This is a genomic window from Flexivirga sp. B27, from assembly GCF_052905685.1.
Genome location: NZ_JBPYUM010000003.1, coordinates 162,315 through 175,770 on the forward strand (window position 1 = coordinate 162,315; position 13,456 = coordinate 175,770).

Consider the following 13,456-nt stretch of genomic DNA (forward strand, 5'->3'; position numbering starts at 1 on the left):
CTTGACCTCGCAAACACCGCAGAGCGCAACGTCCACCGAGTCGGCGGGGCAGCAGACATCGCCCGACAGCCACGCGCCTGAAAGCAGCGCGTCCGAGCATTCGGCCACCAGCACGAAGGCCGGCACGAAGACGAGCTCGACGGACAGCGCATCGCATCGCAGGAGCGCAACGGCGCAGCCGCCGGCAGCCGGCTCCGGGTCGAAATCCAAGGGTGACAAGCCGGTCCCGCTGTGCACGGTCAAGCAGTTGCGCATCACGGTGGCGGGCGGCAACGCGGACATGCAGGGCTCACACCGGTCGCTGCGCTTCACCAATGCGAGCAATTCGGTGTGCAAACTGACCGGCGCGCCTGGCGTCTCCTACGTCGCCGGGAACGACGGTCACCAGGTCGGTTTGCCGGCCAAGCGGATCGTCGGGCATCAGCCGATCGTGTTGATCCCCAACGCAACTGCGTCCGCCGGACTCTTCATCTCCAGTGCGCCGCGCAAGAGCGGCTGCGCCACGACGACGGCGCGTGGCATCCGCGTCTACCCGCCGGACTCCTACCAGGCCGCGTTCGTGCCGCTGACCGAAGTCACCTGTTCGGCAGCGAAGTCGGGTCCCTACCTCAAGGTCGGCCCGATCCTGCCCGGCCCCAACAACACGGTATGACGCTACGGCCGCCCGCCTGAGGCGGTGCTTGAAGTGATGCTCGAGTCGGTGGCGGGCAGCGCGCACGCCGGTGTGCCGCCGGGCAGTTGGTGCCGGTGGCGCGCGACCCAGCGGTAGGCCGGTCGGGCGACGACTCCGGCGGCCGGGAATGCCAGCAGCCGGCCGAGCATCCGCGCCGGTGCCGGCCCGGTCCGCAGTGCCGCAGCAACGGCTTCGTGGCCGTAGACCACGGTCCCGTCGGCGTCGACGAACGGCATCTCCTCGAACGCACGCTCCTCGGAGACTCCGAGCGCGGCCAGGTCGACCGACTGCAAAGAGTCGACGTCCACGCGCAGGCGCAGTCGCGGCACGAATCCCGCTGCCTTGGTGCAGAATCCGCAGTCGGCGTCATACAGCAGAGTCGGGCGCATCCTTCGACGGTAGGTCGCCGATGATCGCCTGCCAACTGGCGCGCACGTCCGCCGGGGAGAGGTCGCGATAGACCAACCGCAGCACCAGAAAGCCCAGCACTGCGGAGTGCAGCGTCTGCGCCAACTTGAGCGGGTCGGCCTCGGAGTCGAGCAGACCGGCGTCCTGGCGCCGCTCGACGATCGTCACCCACCGGCCGATCAGGCCCTCGATCCGGGGGCGGACCAGGCCGAGAGTCGCACCGCCGCGTGCGGCGTCGGCCATCCCTTGCAGGACCGCGACGGTCAGATCGCCGTTCTCACCGTTGGCCAGCCGGATGATCCCCTCAGCGAATCTACCCAGGACATCAGGGATCTCGGGCACATCCTCCTGCGTGGCCGCGCCCTCCAGCAGCGCCTCCAATGTGCCCAGCGGGACGTCCACGACCGCACTGATCAACTCGGCCTTGCCGCTGAAATAGCCGTAGACCGCGCCGGCGGACAGCCCCGACTCCTCGATCACAGACGCCATCGTCATCCCGTCGAGGCCGGAGCGGATCGCGCACCGCATCGCGGCCGAGACGATCTGCTCGCGGCGTTGGGCGCGGCGTTCATCGGAGATCTTCGGCATGACACCATTTAACAAAACGAGCGTTCGGTTTGACAAGTGCGACGGGAAGAGCGGACCCTCGTAGAGGTTAAAAAGAGCGAACCTTCGGTTTAGGAGTTGTCATGCAGCCTCTCGCTTTGTCGCCGGACACTCGCCGCGGCATCGGACTGATCGCCGCACTCGTCATCGCGTTCAGCGGGGTGCTCGCGCTCTTCGCGTGGCCGGCGGCCAACAGCGGACCCCGCGAGTTGCCCATCGCCGTCGCTGGACCACCGGCGGCGGTCAGCCAACTCAGGGCCGGCCTCGAGCGGCAACAGCCCGGCGCGTTCGACATACAACCGGTCGGTAATCGGGAGCAGGCGGTCGAGCAGATCAAGCACCACGAGGTGTATGGCGCCCTGGTCCTCTCGGGCGGCCAGGTCGAGACGCTCACCGCGTCCGCGCGGTCGGCGGTGGTGGCACAGTTGCTCGGCCGCGTGGGCACGGGTGTCGCGGCGCAGCAGCGCGCCTCGGCGAGCACTGTCGATGTCGTCCCGGCGCCGTCGGCCGACCCCAGCGGCGCCGGTTTCGTGTCGTCGATCCTGCCGCTCGGGATCGGCTCGGTGGCGACGGCCGCGGTGTCGACGCTGGTGCTGCGCCGACGTCGAGCCCGGGCGCTGACGGTCGCGGGGTTCGCCGTCCTCGGCGGGCTGTCTTCCGCTGCGCTGCAACAGTTTTGGCTCGGCACCATCGACGGCAACTACCTCGCCAACTCCGGGATCATGGCTGTCACGGTCACTGCCATCGGTATGACGCTGGTCGGCCTCGACGCACTTGTCGGCAAGATCGGCCTCGGGCTGGGTGCGGTGACGATGTTCCTCGTCGGCAACGCTCTCTCGGGGGCTGCCAGTGCGCCGGAGATGCTGCCCACCGGATGGGGAACGCTGGGTCAGCTGCTGCCGGTCGGGGCGGCCGCCAGTGCGCTGCGCAGCGCGGCGTTCTTCGACGGCAACGGCAGTGCGGGTCCGCTGCTCGTTCTCGGAGCGTGGACCGCGTTCGGCCTGGTGCTGCTCGGCATTGCGCGACTGCGCTCGCGCGGGTCGGTGGAGCCGCGCGAGGAAGGCGCCGACGAGCTCAGCCTGGCTGGAGTTCGTTGAGCTTGTCGAAACGTGGCAGTCGCCGGTCACTTCTACTGGTCCGGATCGCGCACCGAGCGGTCACCAGCGTGCAAAACTCCACGGGTGATCACGATCAAACCGGCCAATCGCGCCGCGTCCTCGGATCTGGTGACCGTCCTCGGTGCGCACGGCTCGGCCGCCGAGTGCCAGTGCCAGCGATACCGGCTGGAACGCGGCGAATCGTTTGCCAACACCCCGGTCGAGGCACGCGCAGAACGGCTGCTGGATCAGGCGGCCTGCGGTGACTCTCGAGCGCCCCGCAGCAGCGGACTGATCGCATTCCTCGACGATGAGCCGGTCGGCTGGTGCGCCGTGGCTCCTCGCGCCGAATACTCCGGTCTGGTGCGCAACTCGAACCAGACCGCATGGCGCGGCCGGCAGGAGGACCGCTCCGACCCAGCCGTGTGGGCGGTCACCTGCGTGTTCACCCGCGTCGGGTACCGAGGACGCGGAGTCGCGACCGCGCTCGCTGCCGCGACACCCGACTTTGCCCGAGCAGGCGGTGCTCGACGCGTGGAGGCATATCCGATCACCGTCGCGGACGCGAGATGGGGCGAAGAGCATCCCGGTCCTCTCGGGATCTACCTGGAGGCGGGCTTCACGGTCATCCACCGGCCATCCAAACGTCGCGCGGTGGTCAGCATCGACGTGTGAGCGGTGTGGCGGTCGTTGGGCTTGCCGAAGCGCGGTGGCGGTGGGAGCCGTCGTCCGCGAGCCAGCTCGTACCTCGCTGCCTCGCGGACTCCTCCCAAATCCCGCTGCATCCAATAAAACGAAGTAGGACCCCGACGAAAACCGTGGCGGGGTCCTACTTCGTTTTGGCGGTGGCGGTGGGATTTGAACCCACGGTGGAGTTGCCCCCACACAACATTTCGAGTGTTGCACCTTCGGCCGCTCGGACACGCCACCGCCGAAGAGGCTACCGGACGGTCGCCGTGACGCCAAAACGAGGTCGGGTGGGTCGGTGAGGTGGCCTCGAGACGGCCTCGAGACGGTCGCTCGTGCCTCACGACCTCCTCGGCCAGCTCAGGTCACGACCTACCCGGCCGGGCAGCCGGCGGGGAGGGACTCGGTGGTCGGCGGGGCCGAGGGCACGTCGGCGAAGTCGGCACCGAGCACCAGGTCGACCGAGTCGTCGGTGCGGCCGTCCTCGACAAGTTTCGAGTTGGGCGCGTACTTCTTGACGTACTCGGTCGCGTTCTCCTTGCCCTTCGGGCCGAAGCGCAGCTCGCCGGCACCGGAGAGCTTCTCCTTGTAGGGGTCGTTGCTGACAGTGCCGACGCGGAAGCCGTGCGACCGCATCGCCAGGCCGGTGTCCTTGGCCTGCCCGCTGTCGGGTGATGCGTTGTAGATGTTGAGCACGAAGACCGACTGCGGCGGCGGCGTCGAGGTGACGTCGCACGAGGAGGTCGGCCCCGAGGTCGACTTGCTGTGCTTGTTCATGTAGCTCACGGCATACACGAACGCACCGAAAACCATCACCGCCGCGACGATGATGACGATCATCGAGCGGCGGTGCTTGCGTCGACGGGCAGCCGCCAGGCCGCCGTCGCCGCGGACGTAACTCACAGCGCTAGAACCCGCGCGTGCAGCACGGGTCGTTGTTGCAGCGCTGCTCGCAGCGCACGGTGCAGTCCGTCTTCAAGATAGAGATCCCCCTGCCAGGACACCACGTGCGCGAAGATGTCGCCGTAGAAGGTCGAGTCCTCCGACAACAAGGTGTCCAGGTCGAGCGTGCGTTTGATCGTGACGAGTTCGTCGAGGCGTACGACGCGCGGGGTGACCGAGCGCCAGTCCTTCGGACTCACCAAACCGTGATCCGGGTAGGGCCGTCCCTCGCCCACCGCCTTGAAGATCACGCCGACAGCTTAATGGCGACGTGGCGCGTTCACTGTCCCCCACCCGCGTGGCGTGACTATTCTCGGGCAGCGTGACGGATTCCACGGCGGGCGGACAGCTCGAAGAGATCAAGAACGGCTACACCTTCGACGGCGCGGTAATCGAGCTCGGCGCTGCGGTGATCGACGACGCGGCGCACGCGGACACCCCGGTGCGGCTGCCGGTGTCGATGATGAACCGGCACGGACTGGTCGCCGGCGCGACCGGCACCGGCAAGACCAAGACGCTGCAGCTGATGGCCGAGCAGCTGTCGACTGCAGGTGTCCCTGTCTTCCTCGCCGACATCAAGGGTGACGTGTCGGGCATCGCCTCCCCGGGTGAGGGCGGCGACAAGATCGACTCCCGCGCCAAGGATGTCGGCCAGGACTGGCAGGCCACCGGCTTCCCGACCGAGTTCCTGTCGCTGGGCGGCAAGGGCAAGGGTGTGCCGATCCGCGCGACGATCACCTCCTTCGGGCCGACGCTGCTGTCCAAGGTCCTCGGACTCAACGACACCCAGGAGTCCTCGCTCGGGCTGGTCTTCCACTACGCCGACAAGCGCGGCCTCAGCCTGCTGGACCTGAAGGACCTGACCGCGGTCATCCAGTTCCTCGTCTCGGACGAAGGCAAGGAGGACCTCAAGGGCCTGGGTGGCCTGTCCTCGTCGACCGCCGGCGTCATACTGCGCAACCTGATCGCGTTCTCCGACCAGGGCGCCGACGCGTTCTTCGGCGAGCCGGAGTTCGACACCGCCGACCTGACCCGCGTCGCCGAGGACGGCCGCGGCGTCGTCACCTGCCTGGAGGTCCCCGGTGTCCAGGACAAGCCCGCGCTCTTCTCCACCTTCCTTATGTGGCTGCTCGCCGACCTCTTCCACGACCTGCCGGAGGTCGGTGACGCCGACAAGCCGAAGCTGGTCTTCTTCTTCGACGAGGCGCACCTGCTCTTCAACGACGCGTCCGACGCGTTCCTGCAGTCGATCGAGCAGACCGTGAAGCTGATCCGCTCCAAGGGCGTCGGCATCTTCTTCGTCACTCAGACACCCAAGGACGTCCCCAACGACGTGCTCTCCCAGCTGGGCAACCGCGTCCAGCACGCGCTGCGCGCCTTCACCCCGGACGACGCCAAGGCGCTCAAGGCGACCGTGCAGACCTTCCCGACCAGCGGCTACGACCTGCAGAAGCTGCTGACCGCGCTCGGCACCGGCGAGGCCGTCATCACCGTGCTGTCCGAGAAGGGCGCACCGACGCCGGTCGCGTGGACACGCATGCGTGCCCCGCTGTCCCTGATGGCGCCGTCCACTGCCGAGACGATGGACAGCATCATCGCCAAATCGCCTCTCGCGCCGAAGTATTCAGAGGCGGTCGACCGCGAGTCGGCATACGAGATGCTCAACAAGAAGCTCTCCGACGCCCCGGTCGCGGACGAGGGTGAGGGCAAGGACGAGAGCAAGGCTGCCCCGGCGGAGAAGAAGGCCGAGAAGCCGGCGAAGAAGGAGAAGGACGAGCCCGGCATGGTCGAGCAGGTCATGAAGTCGTCGGCGTTCAAGTCGGCGCTGCGGTCGGCCGGCACGGTGCTCGGCCGTGAGATCACCCGCGGGATCTTCGGCACGGCGCGGCGCCGGCGCTGAGGCTCAGGACGACGTTGCGGCCGCGGCCTTCTTCGCGGGGGTCGTGGCGCACGACGACGTCTTCGCCTTCGTGGACTTCACCGGCGTCGGAGTCGCCTGCGCGACCGGCACGATGACGTGGTCCTTCCACTTGCTGCCGATGACGACGTCCACGGTTGCGCTGCTGCGGTGAACCTTCTCCAGCTTCGGGTGCTTGAACTGCAGCGCCAACCGGCGTGCCGCCGGCTCGCCGCGCAAGCCGTAGCGGATGACGGCGGCCGAGTCCGGGAAGAACTCCTTCGTGTTGCCGGTTTTGACGACCTGGAAGCCACGCTTGCGCAGGGTCGACGCGAGGTCACTCGCCGAGCCCGGTATGACGAACGCGTTGAGCACGTTGACCTTCACCCGCGACGGCTTCGGCGGCGGCACCGGCACCAGCGAGAAGTCGGTCCCGATCACCACGTCGACGCTCGGGTTGGTGCGGTCGTCCTGCTCCAGCGTGGCGTCCTTGATCTGCTGCGCGAGGGTGAGGGCGATCTCCTTGCCGTTGGCGCCGTAACGGATCTCGGCGTGCTTCGGTGGCTGGCCACCCTTCGGGTCGTTGCCCGTGCTGATGATGTGTACGCCGCGCCACGTCAACTGTGAGGCGATGCTCGCCGCTTCGCCGTTCTTGCCGCCGGCGTTGAAGACATTGGCGTGGATCGTGTTGAGCGCGATCTTCATCGTCGGGGTTGCGGGAGCGGCGATGCACGACTCGGACGAGGCATGCCCCGGTTTGTCGCTGGTGCACGAGACGAGCGCGGGCAGTGCCAGCGCGACGGCGACCGTGGCCCCCGCCACGCGTGTCCCGGTCAACCGCATGTTTCCCACCTGTGCGCCCCGACATTCCTTGTGGCACACAGTATGAGCGCTGTCTGTGTGAATCCCTCGCACCCCCGGGTGGCGGGTCGATCACGATCGTGCTCAGCGACGGTGCGAACGCGTCAGAGGGATGCTTTCCGGGCGGTCGACAGGGGCACCAGGGCACAGAGGAACCCCTCGCGCACCTGGAAGAGCTCACCTACCCTTGCTGCATTCCTGCCCTGGGGGAGTTCGGAGAGGTACCACCGCACGAGGGGTCCGGCGCCAACTGTAGAACACCCGGACCCGTCATACGCAATCGAGGCGACCACCGAGGTGCCGATTCGGCGTCGGCGCTCCGAGCAGGTATTCTCCTCGGCGGAGGATTCGCATAGCGGCCTAGTGCGCACGCTTGGAAAGCGTGTTGAGTGAAAGCTCTCAGGGGTTCGAATCCCCTATCCTCCGCCAACAAGGAGAAGGCGCCACCCACGGTTTTCGGGTGGCGCCTTCTCCTTGTCCCGTGGGGCGCACGATTCGGGAGGAGCGGAGCGACGGTTCCCCTATCCTCCGCTCGTATGAGAGGCGCCATCCACAATTTCGGGTGGCGCCTTCTCGATGCCCCGTGGCGCGCACGATTCGGGAGGGGCTCAGCCGGTGCCGCTGGAGGTCGGCGAGCCGGACTCCTCCTTCTCGTCCGGTGACACGCACCCCGGTGGCTTGGAGCGCACCGGCTGGAAGTCGCTGCTGAGGCGCACCGGACCGCTGCGCGGCATGGTGACGCGCAACCATCCGTCGTTGTTGACGATGCAGGCGCTCAGTGGCTTCTTCGTCAGCGGATTGACCGCGCCGATGTATGCCGAGTAGCGCACCTTCAGGTCGATCGGCTGGTCGGCGGTGGCGTTCAGCGTCACACCGTGCGAGTCGATCCTGACGATGTCCCCGCCCTTGGCCAGCGGCGCGGGGTTGATGACGCGGTAGAGCTGCCAGTCGGAGTTGCTCCAGATGCGTTTCAGATAAGGCAGGCCGCCGAGGACCAGCTCAGCCTCGTCCTTGGACGCGTAGTCGATGGGCGCCTTCGGGACCGCGACCCAGCCGACCGCCAGCGAGTCCAGCCACTGGCGGTAGCTCACCGGGTTGAGCAGACCCTTCTGGTAGAAGATCGAGTTGTCCGCCTTGTCGGCCTGTCGGTCCCATCCGCGCGCGATCGAGAACGACGCGAGATAGACCGAACCCCAGTGGTTCTTGGTGTCGACGACCTCGACGCGACGGCCGATCGCCGCGGCGCCCATGGCCTTCCGGTCAGCCTTCAGCGCGGTGGCCAGCGGCTGGTAGTAGACGTAACTGCTGGACGGCTGATGTGCCAGGTGCAACTGGTTGACCAGGTCGCTGACCGGCCACACCGCGATGACCAGGGCGCACAACCAGGTGAGCGAGTCACGGATCCGGGCGTATCCGACGACCGCGGGGACCGCAGCCAGCCACGCGAGCCGGGTGGCGTTGGTGCCGATCGCCAGGGGAACGATCAGCAAGGGCAGGAAGGACACTGCGAGCACCAGCGCGGTCGCCCGGATCAGTTTGTGGTGGCACACCCCGAAGACCACGACGCAGCTGAGCATTGCCGGCGCCGCGTCGGAGATCGGGAAGGGCATCGTGCCGGTGCCGGGGAAGAGGATCGCCATCGCGAGTCCGGCCACGAGCAGCACGGTGGCACAGATGCCCGCAGTGCGGCGATGATCCTGGCGCAGGACGGCCACGACCGCACAGATCATGCCGACGAAGAACCCCGCCAGCGGTGAGCCGAGGAAGGACAGTAGGGCAAGCACGGTCGCTGTCTTCTCGCGATGGCTGCGCAGCGCCACCAGCGCCCAGATGCCCAGGGTGGCACCGACGGTGAAGGTCACGCGGCCGTTGAGCAGGTCGGCCGCCTGCGCGAGGGCGAGCGCGATCGCGCCGGCCCGCGGTCGCGGGGCGCCCCGGACGAGCAGTGCCCCGCCATACGATCCGAGTATGACGGCAACGACCCCGGTCAGCCGGATGCCGAAGGTCGCCATCGAGAAGGGCACGATCGCGCTGTAACTGGGCAGCGTGATGCCGCCGAACCAACCGCCCCACCACACCGGGGCGCCGCCGACCTGGGCGACTTTGGCTCGGGCGACCTGCGCCGCGAGGTCCGGCACCTGGGGTGTCCAGACGATGTAGATCAGCGCGAACACCACTGCGCACCCTGTTGCCAACGTCGTCGGCGAACGCAGCCGCAGCGACGAGAGCATGACGTCCACCGTACCTTTACCCACCGACGCACTTCCTCCCGGAAAACGCTCGGTTCCGCCGTCCCGTGTCGGGTGTGGGCAGGGGAGAATAGAGTTTTCGAATGACCACCGCGCTCTACCGCCGCTACCGCCCGGACGCCTTCGGCGACATGATCGGTCAGGATCAGGTCACCCAGCCGCTGATGCGAGCGTTGAGCACCGGTCGGGTCGGCCACGCCTACCTCTTCAGCGGCCCGCGCGGCTGCGGCAAGACCACCAGCGCGCGGGTGCTGGCCCGGTCGCTCAACTGCGAGCAGGGGCCGACGCCCACGCCGTGCGGGGTGTGCGAGTCGTGTGTGGCGCTGGCGCGTGGCGGAGCCGGCACGGTGGACGTGATCGAGATCGACGCGGCCAGCCACGGTGGTGTCGACGACGCGCGTGACCTGCGGGAGCGGGCGTCATACGGCCCGGCGCAGTCGCGCTACAAGATCTACATCATCGACGAGGCGCACATGGTGACGCCGCAGGGCTTCAACGCGCTGCTGAAGATCGTCGAGGAGCCGCCGGAGCACGTGAAGTTCATCTTCGCGACCACTGAGCCGGACAAGGTCATCGGCACCATCCGCTCGCGCACCCACCACTACCCCTTCCGGCTGGTGCCGCCGGGCACGATGCAGACCTACCTCGAGCAGTTGTGCGAGGCGGAGGGCGTGCAGGTCGAGCCGGGCGTGCTGTCCTTCGTGGTGCGGGCGGGCGGCGGCTCGTTCCGCGATGCTCTGTCGGTGCTCGATCAGCTGATCGCGGGTTCGGGCGAGGAGGGGCTGACCTACGCCGGAGCCGCCGCGTTGCTCGGCTTCACCGACGGTGAGTTGCTCGACGCGACCGTCGACGCGCTGGGCGCTCGCGACAGCGGAGCCGTCTTCCGGCAGATCGACCGAGTCATCGAATCCGGCCACGACCCAAGGCGATTCGTCGAGGACCTGCTGGAACGGTTGCGTGACCTGATCGTCATCGCCGCGGTGCCCGACGGGGCTGCGCAGGTGTTGCGGGGCGTGCCCGAGGACCAGCTCGATCGGATGCGCCAGCAGGCCGCATCGTTCGGGCCCGGGGAGCTGTCGCGGGCCGCCGACATCGTCAACACCGGCCTGTCCGAGATGACCGGTGCCACGGGTCCGCGGCTGCAGCTCGAGCTGATCTGTGCGCGAGTCCTGCTGCCCGCCGTGTCCGGTGAGCAGGGGTATGCCGCCCGGCTCGACCGCCTCGAGCGCCGCATGGACATCGCCGGCACTTCGGCGGCCCAGGAGCCGGGGGAGCACAGCCCAGAAGGTGGTCGAGTAGCGGCGAGGAACGAGCCGCGTATCGAGACCCCGCCGGACCAGCACGCGGCGAGGGACGAGCCGCAAACCCAAGGTGGTCCAGTAGCGGCCAGGGAGGACTCCCAAACCCACGGTGGTCCAGTAGCGGCCAGGGAGGACACCCAAACCCAAGGTGGTCGAGTAGCGGCGAGGGACGAGTCTCACCCCCAAGGTGGTCGAGTAGCGGCCAGGGAGGACTCCCAAACCCACGGTGGTCCAGTAGCGGCCAGGGAGGACTCCCAAACCCAAGGTGGTCGAGTAGCGGCGAGGGACGAGTCTCACCCCCAAGGTGGTCGAGTAGCGGCCAGGGACGACCCGCAAACTCAAGGTGGTCGAGTAGCGGCGAGGGAGGACTCGCAAACCCAAGGTGGTCGAGTAGCGGCGAGGAACGAGCCGCATATCGAGACCCCGCCGGACCCGCAACCCGAGCAGCCCGCGGCATCGCAGCCACCACAGCCCGCGCCCGCGGGAGCGGTGAGCACCGACGCCGTACGCCGTGCCTGGCCCGACGTCCTCGACCGGATCGCGCGATCCAAGCGCGTCACCTGGGCGCTGCTGAGCCAGCACGCGCACGTCGCGGACTTCGACGGCGAGACCCTCGTGCTCGGCACGAGCAGCCCGGGGCTCGCGTCCGCGGTCGAGCGCGCACCGCACCCCGACGTCGTCGCCGCCGCGCTGTATGACGCACTCGGTGTCCGCGCTCGCGTGACGGCTCGGCCGGATGCAGGTGCACCGTCGCCGAGCTTGCCACCGGAGCCGGACGAGGGCCCGTCCGGTGGTGCGCCGCGGGGTCCGGGCGGTCCGTCCGGTGCTCCCGGTGGGCCGCAGCAGCAGGATTCGCAGTCGGGCCCGGGGTCGGCGCAGGAATCGGGCGGCCGGCCATCGGCTTCGGCAGCGCCGCCGACAACGGCACAGCCTCCGGCGCAGGACGGTGCGTCGACGGAGTCTGCGTCCGGCGGGTGGTCGCCGAGCGCACCGACGGCGCCCTCACCGGACCACAACGCGGACACTTCGGCGCCGCCCGCAGCCGAGGCGGCAGCCCAGCCCGCGCGGCGGTCCCGGGCAGCCGAAGCGCTTGCTCAGGCGGGGTTGTCGGCAGGCTCGGGCGCGACGGACTCCGGCGGTGGTTGGGGATCGGTCAGCGCACCCCCGCCGGAGTGGGCAACCGCCGAAAACCCAGCAGCACCAGCAAAATCCAGCAAAGCGGGTAAGCCCAAGGACGAAGAGATCACCGAGTCCATGGACGACGAGGACGTCGATGACCCGGGCGCGGTCGGCCTCCCGGTGATGCAGGCGGTGCTCGGCGCCACCGTGATCGACGAGCAGGTGGACTGATGCGATCCGACACGGGGCTTTCCGGGGTTGTTCGGCAGGAAAACCTCGGTTGGAGGACAATGACGCCGTGACCGGCGGCCCGCTCTATCCGTTGGCGCGGCTGACCGTCGCGCCGCTACTTCGTGCTGTCTGGCGCCCGCGTGTCGAGGGCCGAGACAACGTCCCGGTCAGCGGTGGTGTGCTGATCGCGAGCAACCACCTGTCGTTCATCGACAGCGTCGTCATACCGCTGGTCGCGCCGCGCAAGGTGGTGTTCCTTGCGAAGGCCGAATACTTCACCGGCACCGGCCCCAAGGGCATCGCCTCGCGTACGTTCTTCAACTCGATGGGTATGCTCCCGGTCGAGCGCGACGACTCTCGGGCCGCGGTCAACTCCCTCGACCAGGCACTGAGCGTGCTGCGCGAAGGCGAGGCGTTCGGCATCTACCCCGAGGGCACCCGCTCCCGCGACGGCCGGCTCTACAAGGGGCGGGTCGGTGCCGCACACCTGGCGATGCAGGCAGGTGTGCCGGTCGTGCCGGTCGGCCTCATCGACACCCCGAAGCTGCAGCCGATCGGCTCCAACGTCCCGCGTCTGGCGAAGGTCACGGTGAAGTTCGGTGAGCCGCTGACCTTCGGCGACGAATTCGACGCGATGCCCGCCGGCAAGGCCAGGCGCGTCGCGACCGACCGGATCATGGACGCCATCGCCGAGCTGTCCGGCCAGGAGCGCGCGGCGTCATACAACGAACGCCCGACGCACTAGCGTCAACGCGTCCGCCAGCGGGCCAGCAGACCGTCGATCGCGTCGAGCTCGCCGCGTTCGTGCCACGCGAGCCGACGCAACAGTTTGGTCGACGTCCACACCTCGTCACCGCTCCGGTGCACGATGTCGCGGGGCATCGCGAGGAGGGCGGAGCGCACGTGCCGGGCCGACTCACGCAGCTCGTCGGCGAGTCCATCCAGACGGTCCTTCGCCGGCAGCCCGCTCTGCGGCAAGTAGTAGCGCGACTCGGTGTCGGTGATGTGCCACAGCGTCTGCCGGATCGTCCGCCACCGTGCCCACTCCGGAAGCTTGCGGGCCGGATCGTCGAGGTCGAGCAATCCATCCGGCAGCGTGTCGAGTATGGCGATCGAGCGCTCCCGCGCGTCCGCCAAGATCGTCAGGGTCCCGTCGAGCTCAGTGTCTGTCACGGGCTCGCGATCGCGCCGGAATGCCCGCTCGTCGCCAGGTAGGTATTCCGCGACTGCGGCAGGTCCGTGGCGCGACTTCCACAGCTCGATCGCTTCCCAGGCGGACGGCGCCTGCTCGCACACGCCCCACAGATCCGGATAGAAGCTCCACACGGCAGCGCCGCCTGACGTCGCCATGTTGGCGGAGGTTTCGACGTGCAGACGGCGCACCG

General features: G+C 68.5%; 13 protein-coding genes, 2 tRNA genes and 1 other RNA gene. 7 read left to right on the plus strand and 9 right to left on the minus strand.

Annotation, left to right across the window (positions count from 1 at the left end; all coding sequences use genetic code 11):
* The first annotated feature begins 1 nt into the window (after position 1).
* Positions 2–652 carry a DUF4232 domain-containing protein gene (locus ACSZL9_RS13075; RefSeq protein WP_446665944.1) on the plus strand — a complete coding sequence of 217 codons (651 nt, stop codon included), beginning with the start codon at positions 2–4 and terminating at the stop codon, positions 650–652.
* 2 nt (positions 653–654) lie between these two features.
* Here the strand turns inward: ACSZL9_RS13075 and ACSZL9_RS13080 are convergent, their stop codons facing one another.
* Together ACSZL9_RS13080 and ACSZL9_RS13085 are read right to left on the minus strand one after the other, a co-directional pair.
* A complete protein-coding gene (locus tag ACSZL9_RS13080) occupies positions 655–1,062 on the minus strand; it encodes a thiol-disulfide oxidoreductase DCC family protein (protein WP_446665945.1) in 408 nt (135 codons plus the stop codon).
* Positions 1,040–1,669, minus strand: a complete 630-nt coding sequence (locus tag ACSZL9_RS13085) for a TetR/AcrR family transcriptional regulator (RefSeq protein WP_446665946.1) — start codon at positions 1,667–1,669, stop codon at positions 1,040–1,042. The genes ACSZL9_RS13080 and ACSZL9_RS13085 overlap by 23 nt, the downstream gene beginning before the upstream one ends.
* 101 nt (positions 1,670–1,770) lie before the next feature.
* Between ACSZL9_RS13085 and ACSZL9_RS13090 the strand changes: the two genes are divergently transcribed.
* Both ACSZL9_RS13090 and ACSZL9_RS13095 read left to right on the plus strand, forming a co-directional pair.
* Positions 1,771–2,784 carry an ABC transporter permease gene (locus ACSZL9_RS13090; protein WP_446665947.1) on the plus strand — a complete coding sequence of 338 codons (1,014 nt, stop codon included), beginning with the start codon at positions 1,771–1,773 and terminating at the stop codon, positions 2,782–2,784.
* An 84-nt stretch (positions 2,785–2,868) separates the two neighbouring features.
* The gene (locus tag ACSZL9_RS13095; protein WP_446665948.1) at positions 2,869–3,459 is read left to right on the plus strand and encodes an N-acetyltransferase family protein; all 591 of its coding nucleotides are present in this window, start codon (positions 2,869–2,871) and stop codon (positions 3,457–3,459) included.
* A gap of 165 nt (positions 3,460–3,624) precedes the next feature.
* Here the strand turns inward: ACSZL9_RS13095 and ACSZL9_RS13100 are convergent.
* The 3 genes from ACSZL9_RS13100 to ACSZL9_RS13110 form a co-directional block, all read right to left on the minus strand.
* Positions 3,625–3,714, minus strand: a tRNA-Ser gene (locus ACSZL9_RS13100).
* 129 nt (positions 3,715–3,843) lie between these two features.
* Positions 3,844–4,374, minus strand: a complete 531-nt coding sequence (locus tag ACSZL9_RS13105; RefSeq protein WP_446665949.1) for a LytR C-terminal domain-containing protein — start codon at positions 4,372–4,374, stop codon at positions 3,844–3,846.
* Positions 4,371–4,664 carry a type II toxin-antitoxin system VapB family antitoxin gene (locus ACSZL9_RS13110; RefSeq protein ID WP_446665950.1) on the minus strand — a complete coding sequence of 98 codons (294 nt, stop codon included), beginning with the start codon at positions 4,662–4,664 and terminating at the stop codon, positions 4,371–4,373. The genes ACSZL9_RS13105 and ACSZL9_RS13110 overlap by 4 nt, the downstream gene beginning before the upstream one ends.
* A 71-nt stretch (positions 4,665–4,735) precedes the next feature.
* Between ACSZL9_RS13110 and ACSZL9_RS13115 the strand changes: the two genes are divergently transcribed.
* A complete protein-coding gene (locus ACSZL9_RS13115) occupies positions 4,736–6,313 on the plus strand; it encodes a helicase HerA-like domain-containing protein (protein ID WP_446665951.1) in 1,578 nt (525 codons plus the stop codon).
* 3 nt (positions 6,314–6,316) lie between these two features.
* On the opposite strand, the gene ACSZL9_RS13120 is transcribed toward ACSZL9_RS13115, so the two are convergent.
* Positions 6,317–7,153: a LytR C-terminal domain-containing protein gene (locus tag ACSZL9_RS13120; protein WP_446665952.1), complete on the minus strand. Its 837-nt coding sequence runs from the start codon at positions 7,151–7,153 to the stop codon at positions 6,317–6,319.
* A 164-nt stretch (positions 7,154–7,317) separates the two neighbouring features.
* An RNA gene (ffs, locus tag ACSZL9_RS13125) (signal recognition particle sRNA small type) lies at positions 7,318–7,416 on the minus strand.
* Between the two features lie 96 nt (positions 7,417–7,512).
* Here ffs and ACSZL9_RS13130 point away from each other — a divergent pair.
* Positions 7,513–7,600 (plus strand) — tRNA-Ser (locus ACSZL9_RS13130).
* A 179-nt stretch (positions 7,601–7,779) separates the two neighbouring features.
* Here ACSZL9_RS13130 and ACSZL9_RS13135 read toward each other — a convergent pair.
* Complete coding sequence (locus ACSZL9_RS13135; RefSeq protein WP_446665953.1) at positions 7,780–9,402, minus strand: hypothetical protein; 1,623 nt, start codon at positions 9,400–9,402, stop codon at positions 7,780–7,782.
* Positions 9,403–9,503: 101 nt separating this feature from the next.
* Between ACSZL9_RS13135 and ACSZL9_RS13140 the strand changes: the two genes are divergently transcribed.
* Positions 9,504–12,071 carry a DNA polymerase III subunit gamma and tau gene (locus ACSZL9_RS13140; RefSeq protein WP_446665954.1) on the plus strand — a complete coding sequence of 856 codons (2,568 nt, stop codon included), beginning with the start codon at positions 9,504–9,506 and terminating at the stop codon, positions 12,069–12,071.
* Between the two features lie 67 nt (positions 12,072–12,138).
* The gene (locus ACSZL9_RS13145) at positions 12,139–12,816 is read left to right on the plus strand and encodes a lysophospholipid acyltransferase family protein (RefSeq protein ID WP_446665956.1); all 678 of its coding nucleotides are present in this window, start codon (positions 12,139–12,141) and stop codon (positions 12,814–12,816) included.
* A gap of 2 nt (positions 12,817–12,818) precedes the next feature.
* Here ACSZL9_RS13145 and ACSZL9_RS13150 read toward each other — a convergent pair whose 3' ends face one another.
* Positions 12,819–13,421: a hypothetical protein gene (locus tag ACSZL9_RS13150; protein ID WP_446665957.1), complete on the minus strand. Its 603-nt coding sequence runs from the start codon at positions 13,419–13,421 to the stop codon at positions 12,819–12,821.
* Positions 13,422–13,456: the final 35 nt, after the last annotated feature.